We start from the raw sequence: 21,737 nt of genomic DNA on the forward strand, positions 1-21,737 counted from the left end.
TGTCCAGGTCGGCGCAGGCGCGGTGGTAGCGGCGCACCAGCGTCCAGCCCGCTTCCCCGGCGGCCATCGCACGCTCGACCGGGCCGGTCACCGCGGCCGGGGCGGTGGCCAGGGACACCAGGTCGGTGATCTCGCCGGTGGCCCGCCCGGTCGCAGCCATCAACTCGGCCCGGGTGCGGGACTTGGCCTTGGCCCTCCACTCCTCCCGGGCGGTGGCCGACAGCTCCTGGGGGTCGGCCACGCCCTTGTCGACCAGCAGCACCCGCCCCACCGCCATCGTCAACAACGTCGTCCCGGCCACCGCGACCGCCTCCAGCTTCGCGGTCGCGGCCAGCAGTGTCTCCACACTGGACAGCAGCACCCGGCCCCGGGCCACCGCGGCACCGACCTCACCGGGCCCCTCCTCCTCCTCGTCGGCCGGCGCCCCGGACTGACCGCTGGAACTGTCCCTGCCGGCCTCCAGGTCGGTCCCCGTGACCTCGTGCGCGGCCCGTGCCGCCCGGACCTGCGGGTTGGTCACCGTCGCACACGCGAGAGCGACCTGGCTCAGTGCCTCGACCATCCCCTCGGCCACACCGACCTCGGCCAGGACCGCCCGCAACCGGGCCGCCACGTCCCGCTCGTCCACGGGAGAGTCAGCGGCGCAGGGACCGGTGCCGCAGGAGTCGGTGCCAGCAGGGTCGTTGGCTTGGGCGTCGGTGGCGGCGGCGTCCTGGCCCCGGGCGGTGGCGCCGGGCCCGTCCAGGACCACCCGGACCGGGACCTCGGGAGAGTACCGGTGCACCCGGACCCAACGGGCCACGTCCTGACCAGGGGCCGGCACGATCCGCCCCGAAGGAGCCACGTTCGGGTCGGAAATCCCCAGAGAGGCCAGGTGGTGGCTCAACCGGGTCTCCAGACCACGCTCCAGCGCCCGAACGGTCATTGACCCCACACCCCTTCCCCGGTGTTGTCCCTTCGTTGTCGGTCTCGCTGACCAACAACCCCAGTCTAGAACAGATGTACGACAATCGGCGGGCGACACGCCCACCACTGTGGAAAAGCCACTGCTCTCAACCAGTGGTCCCCACCCTGACACCCACCGCCGACAGCGGGTTCGCGCTGTCCACAGAGCAGCGAGCCGAGAGCAGGACTGGCCGACCCGGCATACTGCCCGAGACAGCGAAGCGCCGGCACCCACCCGGGGTGCCGGCGCTCGTCGCGTCAGGAGAGCGTCAGCTGAGACGCTCCAGGATGACGGCCATGCCCTGGCCGCCGCCCACGCACATCGTCTCCAGGCCGAACTGGCCGTCCCGGGTCTGCAGCGCGTTGATCAGCGTGGTGCTGATGCGGGCGCCGGTGGAGCCGAACGGGTGGCCCAGGGCGATCGCGCCGCCGTGGACGTTGAGCTTGTCGAAGTCCATGCCGAGGTCGTCGGCGCTGGGCAGCACCTGCGCGGCGAAGGCCTCGTTGATCTCATACAGGTCCATGTCCCCGATCGACATGCCCGCCCGGGCCAGCGCCTGGCGCGATGCCTCGACCGGCCCCAGGCCCATGACCTCGGGGGAGAGCGCGGAGACGCCGGTGGACACGACACGGGCCAGCGGGGTCAACCCCAGCTCCTTGGCCTTTGTGTCGCTCATGATCACCAGGGCAGCGGCCCCATCATTGAGGGCGCAGCAGTTGCCGGCGGTGATGGTGCCGTCCTCGCGGAAGACCGGCTGCAGCTGGGAGACCTTCTCCAGCGTCACACCGGGGCGGGGACCGTCGTCGGTGCTCACGACCGTGCCGTCGGCCAGGGTGACCGGGGCGATCTCCCGCTCGAAGACCCCGGATGCGATGGCGGCCTCGGCGCGGTTCTGGCTGGTGACACCCCACTCGTCCTGGCGCTCCCGGGAGACCCCGCGGGACGTGGCGACGTTCTCGGCGGTCTGGCCCATCGCGAGATAGATGTCGGGCAGCAGCCCCTCCTCGCGCGGGTCGGTCCAGGTCTGGTTGGTCTCGGCGATCTTCGCGCTGCGCTCGATCGCGTCGGCGAACTTCGGGTTCTGCCACTCCGCCTTGCTGCCGCCGGCTCCGGAGAAGTCGGCATAGCGCGACACCGCCTCGACACCCGCGCTGACGAAGATGTCGCCCTCACCGGCGCGGATCGCGTGCAGGGCCATCCGGGTGGTCTGCACGGAGGAGGCGCAGAACCGGTTGATGGTGGAGCCGGGCAGGGTGTCATAACCGAGGAGCACCGACACCACGCGGGCCATGTTGCTGCCGTGCTCGCCCCACGGCTCGGCGCACCCCAGGTAGAGGTCGTCGATGGTGGTCGGGTCGAGCGCGGGCACCTGGTCCAGGGCCGCGCGGATCACGCCGGCGGCGAGGTCGTCGGGACGCACGGTGGTCAGGGACCCCTTGAAGGCGCGGCCGATCGGGGTGCGGGCGGCTGCGACGATGACGGCCTCGGGCATGTTTCCTCCTGTGGTTCGGTGTCACCGAGTCTAGGAGCACCGCCCGACCAGATCACCGTCGGTGTCCCCCGTGACGCTCAGCGCGCCAGCCGTGCCAGCCACGGATGGGCGGGCTCGGTGGTGAGTATGGCCTGCGCCAGCCAGTCCCGCTGGGGTCCGGAGAGGTGGGGGAGAGCGACCTCGAGATCCTGCTCGTCCTTGGGTCGCCGGCCGCTGGCCTTGTAGAACAGCTGCACCTCCGGCGCGAGGAAGGGGATACCGTCGGCGGCAGTATGCCGGAGCTCACCGAGCGGACGCCTCACCTGAGAGTTGCGCCGGGAGACCCAGGTCTGGCAGTCGGCCTCGTCCAGCATGAACTGCACCCGCCACGGCTCGTCGGCGGACGGTCGGCACCAGATGTCGTGCACGCCGGCGGGCAGGGTTTCGCCGGCCAGCCAGGTCCGCAGGTGACCGGGTGGGTCCGCGGCGTAGATCTCCCACCCCGGGAGGGACTCGTGGACCACCTGCTGGTCCCGGCGCAGGAGGAAGACGTCGAGGTCGGCGTGCTCCCGGGTCCGTCGACCCACGAACAGGTCGATGGCGAAGCCGCCGGCGATCAGCCACGGACGGCCGGTCGCGTCCAGCAGGGGTGCCACCTGCTCCGGCTCCCAGGGTCTCCACGGATGGCTGAGCAGGCCACCTTGGTCCAGATCCTGCGGGGCCGGGTCTCCCGCCGCGCGCTCCCTCGTCATCCGGAGCCGTGCTCCGCTGCACCTGCGTCCACGTCATCTGAGGTGGGTGTGTCTGCCCTGACTTGCCCAGATGCGTTGGCATCGCTCGCGCCCGGTCTGGCTGCCCCGGAATCGTCGGCATCGATCGCGCCCGGTCTGGCTGCCCCGGAATCGTCGGCGTCGCTCGAGTCGTGGCTAGCTGTGTCGGCGCTCCCGGGGCTGTCGTCCGCGGTCTCGTCAGGTGCCGGATGGCGATGGCGTCGCAGCAGTTGTGCCCAGCGGCCCCGCTCGCCGCGCGACCGCCCGTCCACGTCGACCGCGCTGACCTCGCTGCCGGGGTCGAGGACCGCGCGCTGGGCGGCCTCCGGGAGCGGCTCGACGTGCTCGCCTCGCCGGTGGTCCGGGATGCGCCCGGTGTCCAGGGTGTGGAGGCCGAGGGCGTCCACGACGCTGGGCAGCAGGGCCGCTGCGGCCCGGGCGTAGCCGGCCGACGAGGGGTGCAGACCGTCGGCGCTGAACATCTGGGTGGGGGACTCCCGGAAGGTCGGGCCCAGCAGGTCGCCGGTCGACACGGTGCGCCCGCCGGCCTCGACCACGGCCACCGTCTGTGCCGCGGCCAGGTCGCGGCTCCACCGCTGGACCAGGGCCCGTAGCGGCTGGGGGATGGGTCGGACGGTGCCCAGGTCGGGGCAGGTGCCGACGACGACCCCGACGCCCAACTCCACCAGCCGGGTCACTGTCTCGCTCAGGGCGCGGACCGACGCGGCACGGTCGAGTCGTTCCTTGACGTCGTTGGCCCCGATCATGATGATCGCCACATCCGGCTCGGGCATCTGGGTCAGGCCGTGCTCCAGCTGGCCGAGCAGCTGCGGTGAGGTGGCTCCGCTGCGCGAGGCGTTGCAGAGCTCGACCGGGTGACCGGTCAGGGCGGCGACGCCCGTGGCGACGATCGCGCCGATGGTCTCCTCGGACCGGGTGGCGCCCACCCCGGCGGCGGTGCTGTCGCCGAGCATCAGGATCCGGTGGGCCTCCCCGAAGCCCGCGCCGTAGGTGCCGTCCGCTGGTCGGGGTGTCCCCGCACCCTCACCGATGATTCGCTTGGCGATCAGCACCTCGGCGCGCAATAGGGCGAGACCGGCCAGGCCGGCTGCGGCCATGCCTCCGCCGCCGTACGCCGCGGCAGCGGCCACCCGGCGCGCTCGTGATGCCCTACTCATGCTCCCTCGACCCCAGTTCCTCGTGTCCTGCGACGTCTGTCACCACGTCACGGGAGCGCCTGCGCAGTCGTCTGTGCCGACGCCCTTCGTCAGGGACAACGCTAGCCGTCCGCAGAGTGTGCCGCAGCCAGTTCTCTCAGTCCCTCGTCCAGGGTCACGGCCGGGGTCCAGTCCAGCACCGCGCGGGTGTGCCGCTGGTCGAACCAGTGGGCGGTCGACAACTGCTCGGCGAGGAACCGGGTCAGCGGGGGCTCGGTGATCTCCGGTAGCCCGGGGACCGTGGTCGAGAGTGCCATCGCACCCTCGACCGCTGCGCCCGCGACCCAGGCCACACGGGCCGGGATGCGCAGCCGCGGTGGCGGCGCCCCGCCCGCCCGACAGATGTCGCCGATCAGCTCACCGATCGGTCGCGGCTCCCCGTTGGTCACGACCAGCGCCTGCCCACGCGCGACGTCGGCGCGGTCGAGCGCGGCCACCAGAGCGTCCGCGGCGTTGGTGACGTAGGTGGTGTCCACCAGGCTGGTGCCCCGCCCGAGCAGCGGCAGGCGTCCGGACCGGGCGCGTGCCAGGATGCGGCCGATCAGCTGGGTGTCGCCCGGGCCCCACACCAGGTGCGGCCGGACCGCGGTCACCGTGAGGTCGTCCCCGTCGGCGTCCAGCGCGATCAGCTCCGCGGCCGCCTTGCTCCGGGCGTAGTTGCCGCGGGCGCGCTCCGGGTCGGCCGGACCGGCGCCGACGCCGGCCAGCGAGCTGCCGGCGTGCGCCACCGAGGGCGAGGACACCTGCACGAAGCGCGCGACGCTGCCCGCCCGGGCCGCCTCGACCAGGGTCCGGGTGCCGTCGATGTTGGTGCGGCGGTAGTCCTCCCACGCCCCGACCACGTCCACCTTGGCGGCCAGGTGGATCACCGCGTCCTGCCCGGCGAGGGCGTCCGACACGGCCACCGGGTCGGCGACGTCCCCGAGCACCTCGCGGTGGGGGCTGCCGGAGGGGCGACGCTGGAGCACGGTCACCTCGTCGCCCCGCGCGGCCAGGGTGTCCGCGACGGCACGGCCCAGCATCCCGCTCGCTCCGGTGACGAGGACTCTGCTGCGCATCAACGACTCCCGCGCATCAACGACTCCCGCGCATCAACGACTCCTGCGGCTCGGCGCCTTCGGGTGGCGACGGAAGGCCTCCCGCGCGGCGGCCCGACCGTGCAGGAGCGCGGTCGCCCAGCGGGCGAGCTCGGTGCGGTCGACCTTGGCGGCGTGCCGGATGTCGACCGGCAGCCAGTCGCGCCGCAGCACCGCGGCGACGGGCACCCTCGCGGCGGCCCGCACCTGGCGCGCGATGTCCGGTGGCACGCTGGTGTCCGTCCGGGACGTCCTGGCCAGGCGACGGTCCGGCCGCGCGCCCTGCGGCACGACGACCGCCACGACCTGCTGCGTCCCGACCGGCCCGACCCCGACGACGGCCGCGCGCCGCACCCCGGGGACGGACTCGATGGCCTGCTCCACGGCATACGGGGGGAGGGGGCCCTCGGGAGTGGTCAGGACGTGCGCGAGCCGCCCCTCGACCCACAGCCGGCCGCGGTCGTCCAGGTGCCCGACGTCGCCGGTGCGGTGCCAGCCCGCCGGCCGGGCGCTGGCCCGCTGGGTGGCCCACAGACGGTCGTAGCGCTCCTTGACGTGCGGCGCACGGACGACGATCTCGCCGGTCACGCCGGGATCGCCCGTGAGCTCCTCCACCGCGGTCCCGTCGGGCCGCAGGGCGGCGAGGCGCACGGTGACCCCGGGCAGGGGCAGGCCGACGCAGACGCCGCGGTCGCGGTCCGCGGGGTCGGCCGGATCGAGGGTGGTCGGGTCCAGGGTCGCCACGGGGAGGGCCTCGGTCATGCCGTAGGGCGTGTGCGTCGCCGCGCCAGGCAGGAGCTCCTTGAGGCGGCGGAGCAGCGCCGCGGGCACCGGGGCACCGGCCGACAGGATGAGGCGGGGTCGCCGCAGCTGCTCGAGCTGGGCGCGCGACAGCTGGTCGGCGGTCGCCACGACGTTGTCCAGCGCTGCGGGGGAGGCAAAGACGACCGTGGCGTCGATCGCCGCCACCGCGTCGGCCAGGGCGCCGGCGCTCAGCGTGTCCGGTGCCGTCACGTCCATGTCGGGCACGGCCGAGGCCATCCCAAGCGCCGGGCCGTAGAGCGCGAACGGCGCGAAGGCCGCGACGAACCGTGCCCCGGGCCGGAAGCCGAAGGTGTCGCGCAGCAGCGCCACCTGGGCGCCGACCTGGCGCCGGGTGTAGACCACGCCCTTGGGTGGTCCGGTGGCGCCGGAGGTGAAGAGTACGGCGCCGTCCTGGTCGAGGGCGGAGGTGGCGCTCACCAGGTCGTGGGCGGGGACCTGGTGGGCTGCGCCCTCGGCGATGAGCGCCGCGACGTCACCCTCGCCCAGCCGGATCCACTGCCCCGGCACCCCTGCGGCCACGACGATCGCGCGCGCTGTGGGGAAACCGATGACGTGCTCCGGGGCCGCGCCCCGCAGGGCGGCCCCGAGCCGCCGCAGACCCAGCCCCGCGTCAGCGACGACGGCGACAGCACCCAGCCGCCACACGGCATACAGCACGCTGGTCAGGTCGATGCCCGGGCGGACCAGCAGCGCGACCCGCTGACCGGGGCGCACCCCGCGGGCGTGCAGGCCGCGGGCCAGGCCCTCCACCCGCCGGTGTAGGGCACCGAAGCTGATCTCGCCGCCGGTGCCGGTGAGCTCCACGATCGCGGTGTCGTCGGGAGCGGTCGTGTCCACCCGGATCGGCACGACCGGGGCCGGCGCGTCCGCGACCGGGGGCTGCCGGGAGGTGAGCCAGTCCCAGATCACGGCGACCCCCTCGGGCCGGTCCTCGAGCACCAGGTGCGAGGCGTCCGGGTAGGCGTGCACGTCGGCGTGCGGGAGGCGGCGCTGCAGGTCGGCCAGGTAGCGGCCGCAGAACACCGGGTCACGCATGCCCCAGACCATGAGCGTCGGCACCTCGGCCAGCGAGTCCAGGCCGCGCGCGATCCGGTCCAGCTCGGCATGGCTGGGGTGGTCCGGCGTGGTCGGGATGTCCTGCACGAAGTCGCCGATCGCCTCCCGGCGGGCCGTCGTGGAGTATGGCGCGGCGAACGCCCGGCGCACCGGTGCCGGGAGGGCGGGGCGCACGGTGGCGGTGGCGGCGAGCACGAAGCCGGGGGTGCGGCGGCACACCAGGTCCAGCAGCGGGGGCGTGCGGACCGCGGCGATCGCCGCGGGCCACGGGGAGCCCTCGGGCTGGTGGACGGCGGTGTTGGTGAGCGCGACCTGCGTGAGCTGGTCGCGGTGGGCCAGCGCCCAGCCCAGGCTGATCGGGCCGCCCCAGTCGTGCGCGAGCGTCGCGACCGGGCCGTCGAGGCCCAGTGCGTCGGTCAGCCGGGACAGGTCCTCGACGCGCTGGGCGAGCGTGCGGGGGGCCTCGGTGCGCTCGGAGTAGCCCATGCCGAGGTGGTCCACGGCGACCACGCGCCAGCCGGGGGGAGCGGTCTGCAGGACGCGGCGCCACAGGTAGGACCAGGTCGGGTTGCCGTGCACGCACAGCAGGGTGTGCTCGACGGGGACGCCGGTCGCCTCGAGCAGGGGCCCGTTGTCGAGCACGTGCCAGGTGCGGGTGACGCCCTCGGCGTCGGGAGCCTCGACGATGCGGGACCAGGCGGGGTCGACCCCAGGGAGAGTCTCGACGGTGCGGGACCAGGTGGGGTCGACCCCCGGGGGCGTCTCGACGGTGCGGGACCAGGCCGGGTCCACCCCCGGGAGGGCCGCGCCGGTGCGGGGGCCGGCCTGGTCCTGGGCCGGGGGCGCCCCGGCGGTCACCAGGCCAGTTCCAGGCAGGTCATGTTGAGCCCGGAGCCGATGCCCATCATCAGCACCCGGTCGCCCGGGGTCAGGTGCTCGACCTGCTTGGCCAGCGTCACCGCCACCGCGGCCGGGCCGATGTTGCCGAACGTCGGGAAGGTCAGCGGGATGCGGTCCTCGGGCAGGCCCAGGACCCTGGCGGTGCGTCCGGTGTGGACCGTCGAGACCTGGTGCACGACGTAGCAGTCCATGTCGGCCCAGTCGAAGTCGTCGGCGGCGTCCCTCCACAGGTCGCCGGCCAGCTGCATGCCCGCGACCAGCAGCCCCTTGGTGTCGGTGCTCATCTTCTCGTAGTCGCCGATGCACAGCTCGTGGTGCTGGGTCGCGGCGCGGGAGGCACCACCGATGATCCGGTGACCCTCCGGGTGCTCGCTGGCCCGCCCCAGGACCATCGCGGCGGCACCCGACCCGAGGGTGAGGGTGGCGAACTCGCTCTGCAGGTCCTCTGCCGTGGCCTCCGGGCTGGACAGCCGCTGCAGCGCGCTCTCCTGCGCGGGACGCGAGCCCTCTCCGTCGACGATCACGGCGTAGTCGATCTGGCCGGCGTCGATCATCGTCGCGGCCAGCTGCATCCCGTTGACGAACCCGAGGCAGGCGTTGGTCAGGTCGAAGTTGAGGCAGCTGGACGGCAGCCCCAGCTCGGCGTGGATCTTGACCGCGATCGAGGGCTCCAGGTGCTCCCGCGAGACCGAGGTGTTGATCATCAGGCCCACCCGGGCCGGGTCGACCCCGGCCTCGGCGATCGCCTTGGCGCCGGCCTCGATGGCACCGTCGACGAAGGTCGTGCCGTCGGGCCACCAGCGACGCTCACGGATCCCGGCCAGCTTGGTGAGCATGCCGGGGCGCATGTTGGTGCGCTGGTAGGTCTCCGCCAGGCGCTCGTCGAACTCGGCCGAGGTGACCACCACCGGCGCGTCGACTGCCGTGACGGACAGCACAGCGGTGTCGTGGTGCCGGAAGATGGTGTTGCCGTTCATGGAACCTCTGGGCTCTGCGAGTCGTCTGTCAAGTGAATCAATGAGAACACAGCCCGCCTCGAGGTTGTGAAACGATGGGGTGCTGACAGCACCACGACCGCACTCAGGGAGAAGGTCATTATGCGCAGGAACACCACGACGTGGGGGATGATTGCAGCGAGCGGGGCCCTTGTGCTGACGCTGGCCGCATGTGGGGATGACTCACCGGAGGTTGAGGAGCCGGAGACCACCAGCGCCGAGGACACCGGCAGCGACGAGGGGGCTGAGACCGAGGGCACCGACGAGGGCACGGACACCGGCGAGGAGACCGAGGCCGCCGACGGTGGCGAGCAGACCGAGGGTGGCGACACCGGCGGCGAGGCCGCGGCGGGTGAGGAGATCGACCCGGCCGACTTCGTCGCGCAGCTGAAGAGCCCCGGCATGGAGAACATGACCACGTTCACCATGAACATGGACATGCAGGTCGAGGGCCAGGCGGTCACCATGGCAGGCAAGGCCGACCTGAGCGGCGACGCCCCGGCTATGGACATCACCATGGAGATGCCCGGCATGGGCAATATCCACATGATCATGGTCGACGGTAGCGCCTACATCGCGATGCCGGGCCTGACCGAGGAGGGGCAGTTCATCCAGATGCCTCTCGAGGAGGTCATGGGCGAGGACGCCGAGGAGTTCACCAACCAGGTGGACATGACCTCGCAGTGGGACGAGTGGGAGGCGGGCGCCCAGACCGTCACCTTCGTCGGCCCGGAGGACGTCGACGGCGAGACGCTCAACAAGTACGAGCTGCTGCTGGACACGACCGCGATCGAGACCGAGGACATGGCCGGTATGCCCTCCGAGCTCACCTACAACGTGTGGCTGGACGACCAGAACTTCATGCGTCAGGTCACCTTCGACCTCGCGGGAGCCGAGACCGTCATGAAGATGGAGGGATGGGGCGAGCCGGTGGACATCACCGCTCCGACCAACGTCATGGAGATGCCCGGCGGGATGCCGACCAGCCCGTGACGAGCAACCTGTGACGACCAGCCTCTGACGTGAGGTCCGGGGAGACCCGGCCCGTCGACATACTGCCTCCGCAGCCCCCGTGGCCGCGGGGGCAGTATGTCGTGGGGGAGGGTGCCGCGCCGCCTGCGGCCAGGCGCGGGCCCGGGTGTGCGGTGCGTGGAGGGTGCCGCGTGGCGGGCGCGGGAGTACGGTTGGCGTCCAGTGGCCACGGACCCAGTTGCCCGGTCAGCGGGGCGTCGACTAGCGAGTAGTCGCCCGGACATGGCAACGTCAGGAGGCACCCCCACCGCCGGCCCCCGCCGCACGACACAGTTGGAGACGGATGTTCTCTCGTATCGCCATTGTCAACCGTGGTGAGGCCGCGGTCCGGCTGATCCACGCCGTGCGGGACCACAACGCCAGCGGCGGCCCACGGCTGCACACGATCGCTCTCTACACCGACGTCGACCGGACCGCGATGTTCGTCCGGGAGGCGCACAGCACCTACCTGCTCGGACCCGCCTCGGCGCGCCCGTATCTCGACCTCGCCGTCCTGGAGCGGGCGCTCGTGGAGACCCGTGCCGACGCCGTGTGGGTCGGGTGGGGGTTCGTCGCCGAGGACCCGGCCTTCGTCGAGCTGTGCGACCGGTTGGGCGTGACCTTCATCGGGCCGAGCGCCGAGGCCATGCGCAAGCTCGGCGACAAGATCGGCTCCAAGCTGATCGCCGAGGAGGTCGGGGTCCCCGTCGCGCCGTGGAGCCGTGGCGGCCTGGACACCCTCGAGGACGCCGTGGCGTCCGCGGCCGACATCGGCTATCCGCTGATGCTCAAGGCCAGCGCCGGCGGGGGAGGGCGCGGCATCCGCAAGGTGGCCGACGAGGCCGAGTTGCGCGAGGTCTACCAGCGGACCCGGGACGAGGCCGAGCGGGCCTTCGGCAGCGGCGTCGTGTTCCTGGAGAGCCTGGTCACCGGTGCCCGGCACGTCGAGGTGCAGGTGATCGCGGACGGTCACGGCACGGCCTGGGCGATCGGCGTCCGGGACTGCTCGGTGCAGCGCCGCAACCAGAAGATCATCGAGGAGTCGGCCTCGCCGCTGCTGACGCCCGAGCAGGCCGAGGACCTCAAGGCCTCGGCGGAGCGGCTCGTCCTCGCGGTCGGCTACCAGGGCGCGGGCACCGTCGAGTTCCTGTATCACCCGGGAAGCAGGCAGTTCGCCTTCCTGGAGGTCAACACGCGACTACAGGTGGAGCACCCCATCACCGAGGCCACCACCGGCGTGGACCTGGTGCGGGCGCAGCTGCACGTCGCAGCCGGTGGCCGGCTCGAGGGGGAGCGGCCGGTCGAGACCGGGCACGCCGTCGAGGCGCGGCTCAACGCCGAGGACCCGGACCGCGACTTCGCGCCCGCCCCCGGTCGCATCACGCTGCTGGAGTTTCCGACAGGCCCGGGCATCCGTGTCGACACCGGCGTCGGGGAGGGCGACAGCATCCCGGCCGACTTCGACTCGATGATCGCCAAGATCATCGCCCACGGCCGGGACCGTGGCGAGGCCCTCGCCCGGCTGCGGCGGGCCGTGGCCGAGACGACGGTGGTCATCGAGGGCGGTGCCACCAACAAGAGCTTCGTCCTGCAGCTGCTGCGGGAGCCCGAGGTCGTCGGCCCGGATGGCGGGACTGCCGCCCCTGAGGGTGTGAGCAGCACCCCCGAGTGGGGAGAGGTGCAGGGGGGTCTGGGGGCGGAGCCCCCAGCGGGGGTGCACGGGGGCAGCGCCACCGTGTGGGCGGACACGGGGTGGATCGACCGGGTGCGCGCCGAGGGCCGCCTGGTCAGCCACCAGCACTCCGGGGTGGCCCTGGTCGCGGCCGGCATCGACGCCTACGTCGACGAGCTGCAGGTCGAGGTCTCTCGCCTCATGGAGACCGCACGGGGTGGCCGCCCGCAGGTGCAGCACCAGGTCGGGCGCCCGGTCGACCTCAAGCTGCGCGGCGTCCCGTGGCAGGTGACCACGGTGCAGACCGGGCCGCACCGCTTCCGGGTCACCGTCGCCGGTGCCGGGCAGGAGCAGACCGTCGACGCCGAGGTCGAGCGGCTCGGTGAGTTCCACGGCCGCCTGACCGTCAACGGCCGCCGGCACCGCATCGTCAGCGCCATCCACGGCCCGACCCACCTGGTCGAGGTCGACGAGGTCATCCACCGGGTGAGCCGCGACGAGGGCGGCGTGCTGCGTGCACCGTCCCCGGCCCTGGTCGTCGCCACCCCGGTCGCCGTCGGTGACGAGGTGGCCTCCGGAGCCCAGATCCTGGTGCTCGAGGCCATGAAGATGGAGACGGTGCTGCACGCCCCGTTCGCCGGGCGCGTGCGCGAGCTGATGGTCCGCACCGGCAGCCAGGTCGAGACGGGGGCGCCGCTGGTGCGGCTGGAGCCCACCGCGGAGGCCGGGGCGGCCGAGGGCGCGGCCGCGGAGGCGGAGTCCGGTCCCGACCTGGACCTGCCCAGCGAGTCCGCGGCGGCCTCCCCGCAGAGCCGCGCGGACAGTCTGCGCGCCGCCCTCGTTTCGCGGGTGCTCGGCTATGACCTGCCGCCGGAAGACGACCGTGACCTGCTGGCCTCCTACCTCGGGGTGCGCGCGGAGTTGCGTGCCCAGGGCGTCGACCCGCTCGAGGGCGAGATGGAGATGTTGGCGACCTTCGCCGACCTCGCCGAGCTGAGCCGTAACCGCCCGAGCGAGGCCGAGGTGCGGACCGAGCTGCGGGTGCACAGCCCCCGGGAGCACTTCCACACCTACCTGCAGAGCCTGGACGTGGAGCGCGACGCGCTGCCCGAGGCGTTCAGCGAGCGGCTGCGCACAGTCCTGTCCCACTATGGCGTGACCGAGCTGGAGCGCACCGAGGCCCTGGAGGAGGCCGTCTTCCGGGTCTTCCTGGCGCAGCAGCGCAGCAGCAAGGACCTCCAGGTCGTCACCGCGCTCCTGCAGGCCTGGCTCGCGGACCCCCCGCCACCCAACGGCCGCGCGACCGAGGCGCGCGCTGTGCTCGAGCACCTGGTGCGGGCCACCCAGTTGCGGCACCCGGCGATCAGCGACATGGCCCGGAGCATCCGGTTCCGGTGGTTCGACGAGCAGATGGTCGACGCCGTCCGTGAGGCCGCCCTGGCGGGGCTCGCCGAGGAGGTGGCCGAGCTCGCCGCCGCGGAGGACGTCCCCGACCGACCGGCGCGGATCGAGGCCATCGTGGCGATCCCCGTGCAGATCGCCGGGATCCTGGCCGACCGCCTGGAGCAGGGCGTGCCGAGGTGGGAACCGCTGCTGGAGGTCCTGGTGCGTCGGCACTATCGCGAGTTCGACCTGCACGACGTGCAGCGGGTGAGCGTCGCGGACCGCGAGCTGGTGACCGCCGACTACGTCCTGGACGACCGGCCCACGCGGCTGATCACCACGGTCGGGCGGCTCGACGAGCTCCGGGACCCGGGCTCGGCCCTCGTCGCAGCCCTGACCGAGCAGGTCGCGCGAGGCCGAGAGCTGGGCGAGGTCGTCATGGACCTCTACCTGCACTGGCCGGGCATGCCGGAGAGCTCGGACCGCGCCAGCGAGGAGCTGGCCGCCGTCCTCGCCGGCCTGGGATTCCCGCCGGACTGCCGGCGCGTGGCCGTGGGCGGGTGCCCCGACGGCGGTCGCGAGGTGGACTACCTGACCTTCCGACCGGACGGCGCGGGCGGCACCCAGGAGGACACCCTGGTGCGCGGTGTCCACCCCATGGTGGGTCGCCGCCTGGACCTGTGGCGCCTGCGCGAGTTCGACATCACCCGCATCGAGGCGCCCGACGACGTGCTCCTCTACGAGTGCGTGGCGCCCTCCAACCCGGGTGACCGGCGACTGGTGGCGCTGGCGCAGGTCCGCCAGCTGTCCGTCATACGGGACGAGAGCGGTGCGGTCGTGAGCATCCCCCAGGGCGAGCGGGCGGTCGAGAGCTGCCTGGAGGCGATCCGCCGGGCGCGCACCGCCCGCGGCGCCGAGGGGGTCAAGCTCGACCTCAACCACGTCTGGGTGCACGTGTGGCCGGTCATCGAGGCCAAGCCGGAGGAGCTGGCCGCGCTGCAGCACAAGATCACGCCGCTGACCGAGCGCGCCGGGCTCGAGGAGGTCGTGGCCCAGGGACGGGTCGCGCGTCCCGACGGTGCCCCGGTGCCGGTCGCGATCCGGTTCCATGCCAAGTCCGGGGGTGGCGTGGTCGCCTCGTTCGAGGCCCCGCCGGAGGAGCCGCTGCAGCCGCTCGACGACTACGCCGGCAAGGTGCTGCGGTCGCGGCGTCGCGGGCTGGTCTACCCCTACGAGCTGGCCGAGGTGATCACCGGTCCCGGCGGCAGCCTCGTCGAGCACGACCTCGACGAGACCGGTCGGCTGGTGCCGGTCGACCGGCCGCGCGGACTGAACAGCGCCGCGATCATCGTCGCCGTCGTCACGACGCCGACCGACCTGCACCCGGAGGGGATCACCCGCGTCGTGCTCTGCGGCGACCCCACCAAGGCGCTCGGGGCGCTGTCCGAGCCCGAGTGCACCCGCATCATCGCCGCGATCGACCTGGCCGAGGAGAAGGGCGTCCCGCTCGAGTGGTTCGCCCTCTCGGCCGGGGCCCGAGTGTCGATGGACTCGGGCACGGAGAACATGGACTGGGTCGCCGAGGCGCTCAAGCGCATCGTGGAGTTCACCCAGGACGGCGGCGAGATCAACGTGGTCGTCGCCGGGATCAACGTCGGGGCCCAGCCCTATTGGAACGCCGAGGCCACGATGCTCATGCACACCAAGGGCATCCTGGTCATGACGCCGGACAGCGCGATGGTGCTCACCGGCAAGCAGTCGCTGGACTTCTCCGGCGGCGTCTCGGCCGAGGACAACCACGGTATCGGCGGCTACGACCGCGTCATGGGACCCAACGGGCAGGCGCAGTACTGGGCCCGCGACCTCGCGGGCGCCGTGGACACCCTCATGGCGCACTACGAGCACACCTACAGCGCGCCCGGCGAGGACGGCCCGCGCCGCGCCCGGACGACCGATCCCGCCGAACGGGACATCACGACCTACCCCCACGTCCACCCGGCATCACCCGACTTCACCACCGTGGGCGACATCTTCTCGGCGGAGAAGAACCCGGACCGCAAGAAGCCGTTCGACATCCGCACGGTGATGGCTGCGCTGGTCGACCAGGACCACCAGACGCTGGAGCGGTGGGCTGGCATGGCGGACGCCGACACCGCCGTGGTGCAGGACGCCCACATCGGGGGCCATCCCGTGGCGTTGGTGGGCATCGAGTCGCGGCCGGTGCCGCGGCACGGCTTCCCGCCCACCGACGGGCCCGACACCTACACCGCAGGCACGCTCTTCCCCCGGTCGTCCAAGAAGGTGGCGCGCGCGATCAACGCGGCCAGCGGCAACCGGCCGCTGGTGGTGCTGGCCAACCTCTCCGGCTTCGACGGGTCCCCCGACTCAATGCGGCACCTGCAGCTGGAGTACGGTGCCGAGATCGGCCGGGCGATCGTCAACTTCGACGGGCCCATCGTGTTCTGCGTCATCTCCCGCTATCACGGCGGCGCGTTCGTCGTCTTCTCCAAGCGGCTCAACCCGCGCATGACGGTGCTCGCCATCGAGGGCTCGTTCGCCTCGGTCCTGGGCGGTGCCCCGGCGGCGGCGGTCGTCTTCGCCGGGGAGGTGGACAAGCGTGCCGCGGCCAGCCCCGAGGTCCGCGACCTCCAGGAGCGCATCGCGGCCGCACCGCAGGAGGAGCGCGCCGCGCTCATGGTCGAGCTCGCGGACGTACGGGCCGGGCTGAGGGCCGACAAGATCAGCGAGATCGCCGCCGAGTTCGACAGCGTGCACAGCATCCACCGCGCCGTCGAGGTCGGCTCGGTCGATGCGGTGATCGCCGCCGCCGACCTGCGTCCGGCCGTGATCGCCACGCTGGAGGGGAGTCCCCCACGGGGTTGAGGTAAGTCCTGGGTGCGCGGGGCTGGCCCGCCACCCATCACCGGCTCGGCCACCCACGTCCTGATGCGTCCGGTCCGGTGACCGGGCACGCCGCGGGCCACTGCGTGGGGTTGTGTCCACCAGAGGGAACAAGACCCACGCAGTGAGCGTCGCGGGCCAGCACAAGCGGTGCGTGGGCTAGCGGTAGCGACTGAGCGCCCGCAGCGCCGCCGCACCGTAGCCGCCGCCGAACAGGATGGCGTGCACGAGCAGCGGCGCCAGCTGGTACCACGCCACCCGGTCGCGCCAGCCGTCGGCCAGCGGGCTGACGTCCTGGTAGGCGTCGAGGCACTCCGGCCCGAAGCCGCCGAAGAGCTGCATCATTGCCAGGTCCACCTCCGGGTGCCCCCAGAAGCAGGCCGGGTCGATGAGCCAGTTGCGACCGTCGGTGTCCACGAGCCGGTTGCCGGCCCATAGGTCGCCGTGGAGCAGGGCCGGGTGGGAGATCGGGCCGCACAGCTCTGCTGCGCGAGGCTCGAGCTCGGACAGTATGCCGATCGCCGCCGGGTCCAGACGTCCCTCACCAGCAGCTCGGATCACCAGGGGCTCAAGACGCCGGTGCAGGTAGAACTCCGGCCAGTCCTGCGTCGGGGTGAGGTCGACGGCGCCCGAGCCGAGGTAGCCATGAGTGGCGCCGTCCGCGTCGCCCTCGAGCCCGCCGTAGTGGGTGCGGCCGGTGCGCGAACCGGCCCCGTGGAGGTGAGCCAGGGCTGCGCCGAGGGCGACCTCGGTCCGGCCTGACGGCATACTGCCCTCGTCGACCCACTCCAGGACCAGGCCGCGGCAGGACTCACGGAGCACCTCCGGGACCCCGAGCTCGGCGGGGGTGTGCTCGCGCAGGGCACGTAGGCCTGCGGCCTCGCGCTCGAACATGCCGGGGGAGGGGGTCGGGTGGGTCTTGGCGAACAGCGGGCCGTCCGGCGTCTCGAGGCGGTAGGCGTGGGCGATGTCGCCACCGCTGACGGGCGTGGCCCGCTGGACGTCGAGGCCCGCGACCAGGTCCGCGGGGAGCGTGCCGTCATCCATCGTGGTCCCTTCGTCGCGCTCGGCTGTCTGGCACCACCCTGTCAGCCGCTCGGCGATCCGGGAGCGTGAGGAGCAGGTCTAAACCTGAAGCCTTCTGTCCTCATTGCGTCCTACCGTCCCGTCCATGGACGACAACGAGGTGATGGACTGGCTCCTGGCAGGTGACCCGGCGATCCGCTGGCAGGTGCTGCGCGACCTGAGTGGCTCTCCGACCCAGGAGGTCGCGGTGGAGCGTGCCGGGGTGGCCCGCAGCGGGTGGGGCAGGCGGCTGCTCGACCTGCAGAGCGAGGGGCAGTGGGCCGGGGGTGCGTGCTTCCCCGGCCAGGGCTGGCGTCCGCCGGGGCCGGTGGTCGGTGACCCGGACGGGCAGCCCTGGGTGGCGACCCTGCCGACGCTGCGGCTGCTGCGGGAGTGCGGGGTCGATCCTGCCGACCCCGAGGTGCGCGCCGCGATCGACGGGGTCCGAGAGCACTGCCGCTGGGAGTATGCCGGCGAGCCCTTCTTCGAGGGCGAGGTCGAGCCCTGCATCAACGGGGGCACCGTCGCCATCGGTTCCTACTTCGGGCAGGACGTGGAGGGCGTCGTGGCGCGCCTCCTCGGGGAGCAGCTGGAGGACGGCGGGTGGAACTGCGAGGCGGAGAACGGCTCGACCCGCTCCTCCTTCCACACCACCATCTGTGTCCTGGAGGGACTGCTGGAGTGGGAGCGGGCGCAGACCGGGCCTCCCTCCGACCGTGCCCGGCAGGTGGCCGAGGCGCGACGGCGCGGTGAGGAGTACCTCCTGGCGCGCCGGCTGTGCCGCCGGTTGAGCACCGGCGAGGTCGTCGACCCGCGCTGGCTGGAGTTCTCGTTCCCGCCGCAGTGGCACTATGACGTGCTGCGCGGGTTCGACTACTTCCGTGCCGTGGGAGGCACACCGGACCAGCGGCTGGCGGAGGCCGCCGACCACGTCCGGGGCCGACGCCAACCCGACGGGACATGGCTGCAGGAGAACACCCACCCCGGCCTCGTGCACTTCGAGCTGGAGTACGGGGACGGCGCACCGAGCCGGTGGAACACGCTGCGTGCCCTGCGGTCGCTGCGCTGGCACGACGCCGGACTAGGCACGCCCTGACACACTGGGCGCGTGGGATGGTGGAGCGAGCGGGTGGTGCCTCGGCTGACGCACGCCACCCTGGACAACCCGGAGGTGGCGCGCTACAGGGCACGGGTGTGTGCCGGACTGAGCGGTGACGTCCTCGAGATCGGGTTCGGCAGTGGCCTCAACCTGGCGCACCTGCCTGACCCGGTGCGGTCGGTGACCGCCGTGGAGCCCTCGGACCTGGCCTGGGAGATGGCGCAGCACGCGGTGGCCGCCTCGCGGGTCCCGGTGACTCGTGGAGGGCTCGAGGCCGAGTCGCTGGCGCAGCCCGATGACCGCGTGGACGCGGTGCTGGTGACCTTCTCGTTGTGCACGGTGCGGGACCCGGCGGCCGTCCTGAGCGAGGCGCGCCGGGTGCTGCGCCCCGCTGGGCGGTTGCACTTCCTGGAGCACGGGTTGTCGCCGGACGAGGGGGTGCGTCGTTGGCAGCACCGGCTGAACTCGCTCCAGGGACGAGTCGCCGGTGGGTGTCATCTGACGCGTTCTGCCCCCGCTCTCGTGGAGTCGGCAGGGTTCGAGCTCACGGAGGTCGAGCACTGGTATGTCCCCGGGCCCGCGGTGTCCAGGCCGTGGGGCTACCTGTCTCTCGGGGTGGCGCAGCCCCGTCCGGCGTGAGCGTCGACCTAGCCCGGATCGGCCGGGGGCTGCCGTTCGCCGAGGCACTCGACGACCTGAGTTTCGCGGTCCGGGCGCGCGGCGTGGCGGTGGTGCAGGCCCCGCCGGGGACTGGCAAGACGACCCTCGCGCCGCCGACCGTGGCGGAGGAGATCGGCCGGGCAGAGGCGTCGGTGTCCGCTGGTCGGGGAACGGTGTCGGCGTCGCGTGGTCGGGTCGTCGTGGTCCAGCCGCGTCGGATCGCCGCGCGGGCGGCCGCGCGACGCCTCGCCGCCCTGACGGGGACGCCGCTGGGTGGCTACGCGGGGTTCACCGTGCGTGGGGAGCGGCGGGTCTCGGGCGACACACGGGTGGAGTTCTGCACCCCCGGGATCCTGTTACGCCGCCTGCTGGCCGACCCCGGCCTGCCGGGCACGGGCGCCGTGGTCCTGGACGAGGTGCACGAGCGCGGGCTGGAGACCGACCTTCTGGTGGGAATGCTGGCCGAGGTCCGCGAACTGCGGGAGGACCTCGTGCTCGTCGCGATGTCCGCCACGTTGGACGCCACGCGGTTCGCGGCGCTGCTCGGCGACGAGCAGGGACCGGCGCCGGTCGTGGACTGCCCCTCCGCACTGCACCCGTTGGAGGTCCGGTGGGTGCCGCCGGTCGGCCCGCGCACGGATGCCCGTGGGGTGGCGGACGCCTTCCTGGAGCATGTCGCGCGCGTCGTGGCGGACGTGCACGGGGAAGCGGCGGACGCGCTGGGACTGGCCTCGACCCCGGACACGCTGGTCTTCCTGCCGGGGGTTCGCGAGGTGGATCGGGTCGCCCACCGGTTGCGGGCGCTGCTGGCGCGCGTCGAGGTGCTGGAGCTGCACGGGCGGCTCGACGCTCGCGCGCAGGACCGCGTGACGGCGGGGTCCGGTCCCGACGATCCGCCGCGCATCGTCGTCTCCACCGCGTTGGCGGAGTCCTCCCTCACCGTGCCCGGCGTGCGCGTCGTGGTGGATGCCGGCCTGGCGCGGGAGCCGCGCCGCGACGCCGCGCGCGACATGTCCGGGCTGGTGACCGTCGCGGCCTCGCGGGACGCGGCCGTGCAGCGGGCAGGACGGGCTGCGCGTCAGGGGCCTGGGCTCGCGATCCGCTGCTACGACGAGACGACCTACGCAGCGATGCCCGCCCACGTCACGCCGGAGATCGCCGTGGCCGATCTGGTCGGTCCCGCACTCACCCTGGCGTGTTGGGGAGCCCCGCGCGGCGAGGGTCTCGCGCTGCCCCAGTCGCCACCGTCTGCGGCGATCGCCGACGCGGAGGCGGTCCTGCGTCGGCTCGGAGCCTTCGACGAGGAGGGCCGCGCGACGACACTGGGACGACGGCTGGCCGAGGTGCCCGCGGACCCGCGCCTGGCTCGCGCGCTGCTCGACGGGGCCGCCCTGGTGGGTGGTCGGACCGCGGCCGAGGTGGTGGCCGCGCTCTCCGACGACCACCGGCCGGACGGGGCCGATCTCACGGCACTGCTACGAGCACTGCGCCGGGGCCAGGCACCGGCGGCTGGCCGCTGGAAGGAGGAGGTGAGGCGGCTGGAGAGCCTGGCCTCACGGCATACTGCCGCCCCTGATGCTGGTGTCGGGGCCGCACCCGCCGGGGCCGCATCTGCCGAGAGCGCTCCCGCCTCGGCTGCTGCCGCCGCCGAGAGCGCTGCGGCCGCCACCGCCGAGATTGCTGCCGCCACCGCTGTCGTCTCCGGCGCCGACGCGACCGGCCTGGTCGTCGCGCTCGCCCACCCGGACCGCGTCGCCCGACGGGTCGGTGGAGCATACCTGCTGGCCTCCGGCACCCGGGCCGCCATTCCGCCGGGTGGTCTGCAGGGCCACGAGTGGCTGGCGATCGCGGACGTCGCGCGGGCCGAGGGACGGGTGGCAGCGGGCACCGGCGCGGTGATCCGCTCGGCCGCACCGCTGAGTGTGGAGGCGGCCGAGGTCGCGGCGGCCGGCCTGCTGACGGACACCACCAGCGCGACCTTCCGCGACGGCCGGGTCCTCGCGCGTCGCGTGCGGGCGCTCGGGGCGATCGAGCTGTCCTCCGTCGCGGTGCGCGCGGCACCCGAGGACGCACGCCGGGCCGTTGAGCAGGCTCTGGGCGAGCGCGGGCTGGGGATCTTCAGCTGGTCGGTGGCGGCGGACGGGCTCCGTCGTCGGCTGGCGCTCCTGCACCGGCGGCTGGGTGACCCCTGGCCCGACGTGGGTGACGCGGCGCTCGCGGCACGGTGGCCGGAGTGGCTCGGCCCGGAGGTGGACCGCCTCGCGGACGGAGGACGGGCGGACCGGATCGACCTGGTGGACCCGTTGCGACGACTGCTGCCGTGGCCCGAGGCGAGCAGGCTGGGGGAGTTGGCGCCGGAGCGGCTGGCCGTGCCCAGCGGGCGTGACGTGCGGATCGACTATCCGGCCGTCGACGACCCGGACGGCCGGCCGGTCGTGGCCGTGAAGCTCCAGGAGTGCTTCGGCTGGGCGCAGACACCGCAGGTCGCGGGGGTGCCGGTGCTCTTCCACCTGCTCTCGCCGGCCGGCCGCCCGCTGGCGGTCACCGACGACCTGGCCTCGTTCTGGTCCGGGCCCTACGCGCAGGTGCGGGCCGAGATGCGCGGGCGCTATCCCAAGCACCCGTGGCCGGAGGACCCGTGGTCCGCCACCGCAACCGCGCGGACCCGCGGTCGCACGTAGATGGCCCCT

Annotated in this window: 13 protein-coding genes; 5 read left to right on the plus strand and 8 right to left on the minus strand. The window is 73.3% G+C overall.

The genetic code is table 11. The annotated features are described in order from the left end of the window. The 7 genes from MWU75_RS08900 to MWU75_RS08930 all read right to left on the minus strand — a co-directional run. Nucleotides 1-925 (minus strand): hypothetical protein (locus MWU75_RS08900; protein ID WP_247089779.1); only part of this gene is annotated, 925 nt, incomplete at its 3' end. A 289-nt stretch (nucleotides 926-1,214) separates the two neighbouring features. Next, the gene (locus tag MWU75_RS08905; RefSeq protein WP_247089781.1) at nucleotides 1,215-2,438 is read right to left on the minus strand and encodes an acetyl-CoA C-acetyltransferase; all 1,224 of its coding nucleotides are present in this window, start codon (nucleotides 2,436-2,438) and stop codon (nucleotides 1,215-1,217) included. 77 nt (nucleotides 2,439-2,515) lie between these two features. Further along, nucleotides 2,516-3,169 (minus strand): hypothetical protein, encoded by a 654-nt coding sequence (locus MWU75_RS08910; RefSeq protein WP_247089782.1) that lies wholly within the window; start codon nucleotides 3,167-3,169, stop codon nucleotides 2,516-2,518. Continuing rightward, the gene (locus MWU75_RS08915) at nucleotides 3,166-4,365 is read right to left on the minus strand and encodes an SGNH/GDSL hydrolase family protein (RefSeq protein ID WP_247089784.1); all 1,200 of its coding nucleotides are present in this window, start codon (nucleotides 4,363-4,365) and stop codon (nucleotides 3,166-3,168) included. The genes MWU75_RS08910 and MWU75_RS08915 overlap by 4 nt, the downstream gene beginning before the upstream one ends. A 101-nt stretch (nucleotides 4,366-4,466) precedes the next feature. Beyond that, complete coding sequence (locus MWU75_RS08920; RefSeq protein WP_247089786.1) at nucleotides 4,467-5,462, minus strand: NAD-dependent epimerase/dehydratase family protein; 996 nt, start codon at nucleotides 5,460-5,462, stop codon at nucleotides 4,467-4,469. A gap of 33 nt (nucleotides 5,463-5,495) precedes the next feature. After that, nucleotides 5,496-8,219: an alpha/beta fold hydrolase gene (locus tag MWU75_RS08925; protein ID WP_247089788.1), complete on the minus strand. Its 2,724-nt coding sequence runs from the start codon at nucleotides 8,217-8,219 to the stop codon at nucleotides 5,496-5,498. Beyond that, the gene (locus MWU75_RS08930; protein ID WP_247089790.1) at nucleotides 8,216-9,238 is read right to left on the minus strand and encodes a 3-oxoacyl-ACP synthase III; all 1,023 of its coding nucleotides are present in this window, start codon (nucleotides 9,236-9,238) and stop codon (nucleotides 8,216-8,218) included. Before MWU75_RS08930 ends, MWU75_RS08925 begins: the two co-directional genes overlap by 4 nt. 120 nt (nucleotides 9,239-9,358) lie before the next feature. On the opposite strand from MWU75_RS08930, the gene MWU75_RS08935 reads away from it, so the two are divergent. Further along, complete coding sequence (locus tag MWU75_RS08935) at nucleotides 9,359-10,249, plus strand: hypothetical protein (RefSeq protein ID WP_247089792.1); 891 nt, start codon at nucleotides 9,359-9,361, stop codon at nucleotides 10,247-10,249. Between the two features lie 322 nt (nucleotides 10,250-10,571). Further along, complete coding sequence (locus MWU75_RS08940; RefSeq protein ID WP_247089794.1) at nucleotides 10,572-16,205, plus strand: carboxyl transferase domain-containing protein; 5,634 nt, start codon at nucleotides 10,572-10,574, stop codon at nucleotides 16,203-16,205. Between the two features lie 177 nt (nucleotides 16,206-16,382). Here the strand turns inward: MWU75_RS08940 and MWU75_RS08945 are convergent, their stop codons facing one another. Beyond that, nucleotides 16,383-17,270, minus strand: coding sequence for a fructosamine kinase family protein (locus tag MWU75_RS08945; protein ID WP_247089796.1), 888 nt, complete (start codon nucleotides 17,268-17,270; stop codon nucleotides 16,383-16,385). Nucleotides 17,271-17,394: 124 nt separating this feature from the next. Between MWU75_RS08945 and MWU75_RS08950 the strand changes: the two genes are divergently transcribed. The 3 genes from MWU75_RS08950 to hrpB are packed head-to-tail and all read left to right on the plus strand — an operon-like array spanning nucleotide 17,395 to nucleotide 21,728. Then, nucleotides 17,395-18,384: a DUF3387 domain-containing protein gene (locus tag MWU75_RS08950; RefSeq protein WP_247089798.1), complete on the plus strand. Its 990-nt coding sequence runs from the start codon at nucleotides 17,395-17,397 to the stop codon at nucleotides 18,382-18,384. A 12-nt stretch (nucleotides 18,385-18,396) separates the two neighbouring features. After that, entirely contained in the window at nucleotides 18,397-19,026 is a 630-nt protein-coding gene (locus tag MWU75_RS08955) for a class I SAM-dependent methyltransferase (protein ID WP_247089800.1), read from the plus strand. After that, on the plus strand, nucleotides 19,023-21,728 hold the full coding sequence (gene hrpB, locus MWU75_RS08960; protein WP_247089802.1) for an ATP-dependent helicase HrpB: 2,706 nt from the start codon (nucleotides 19,023-19,025) through the stop codon (nucleotides 21,726-21,728). Before MWU75_RS08955 ends, hrpB begins: the two co-directional genes overlap by 4 nt. Nucleotides 21,729-21,737 lie beyond the last annotated feature (9 nt).

The organism is Ornithinimicrobium sp. F0845, assembly GCF_023015765.1.
In the GTDB taxonomy this organism is placed as follows: domain Bacteria; phylum Actinomycetota; class Actinomycetes; order Actinomycetales; family Dermatophilaceae; genus Ornithinicoccus.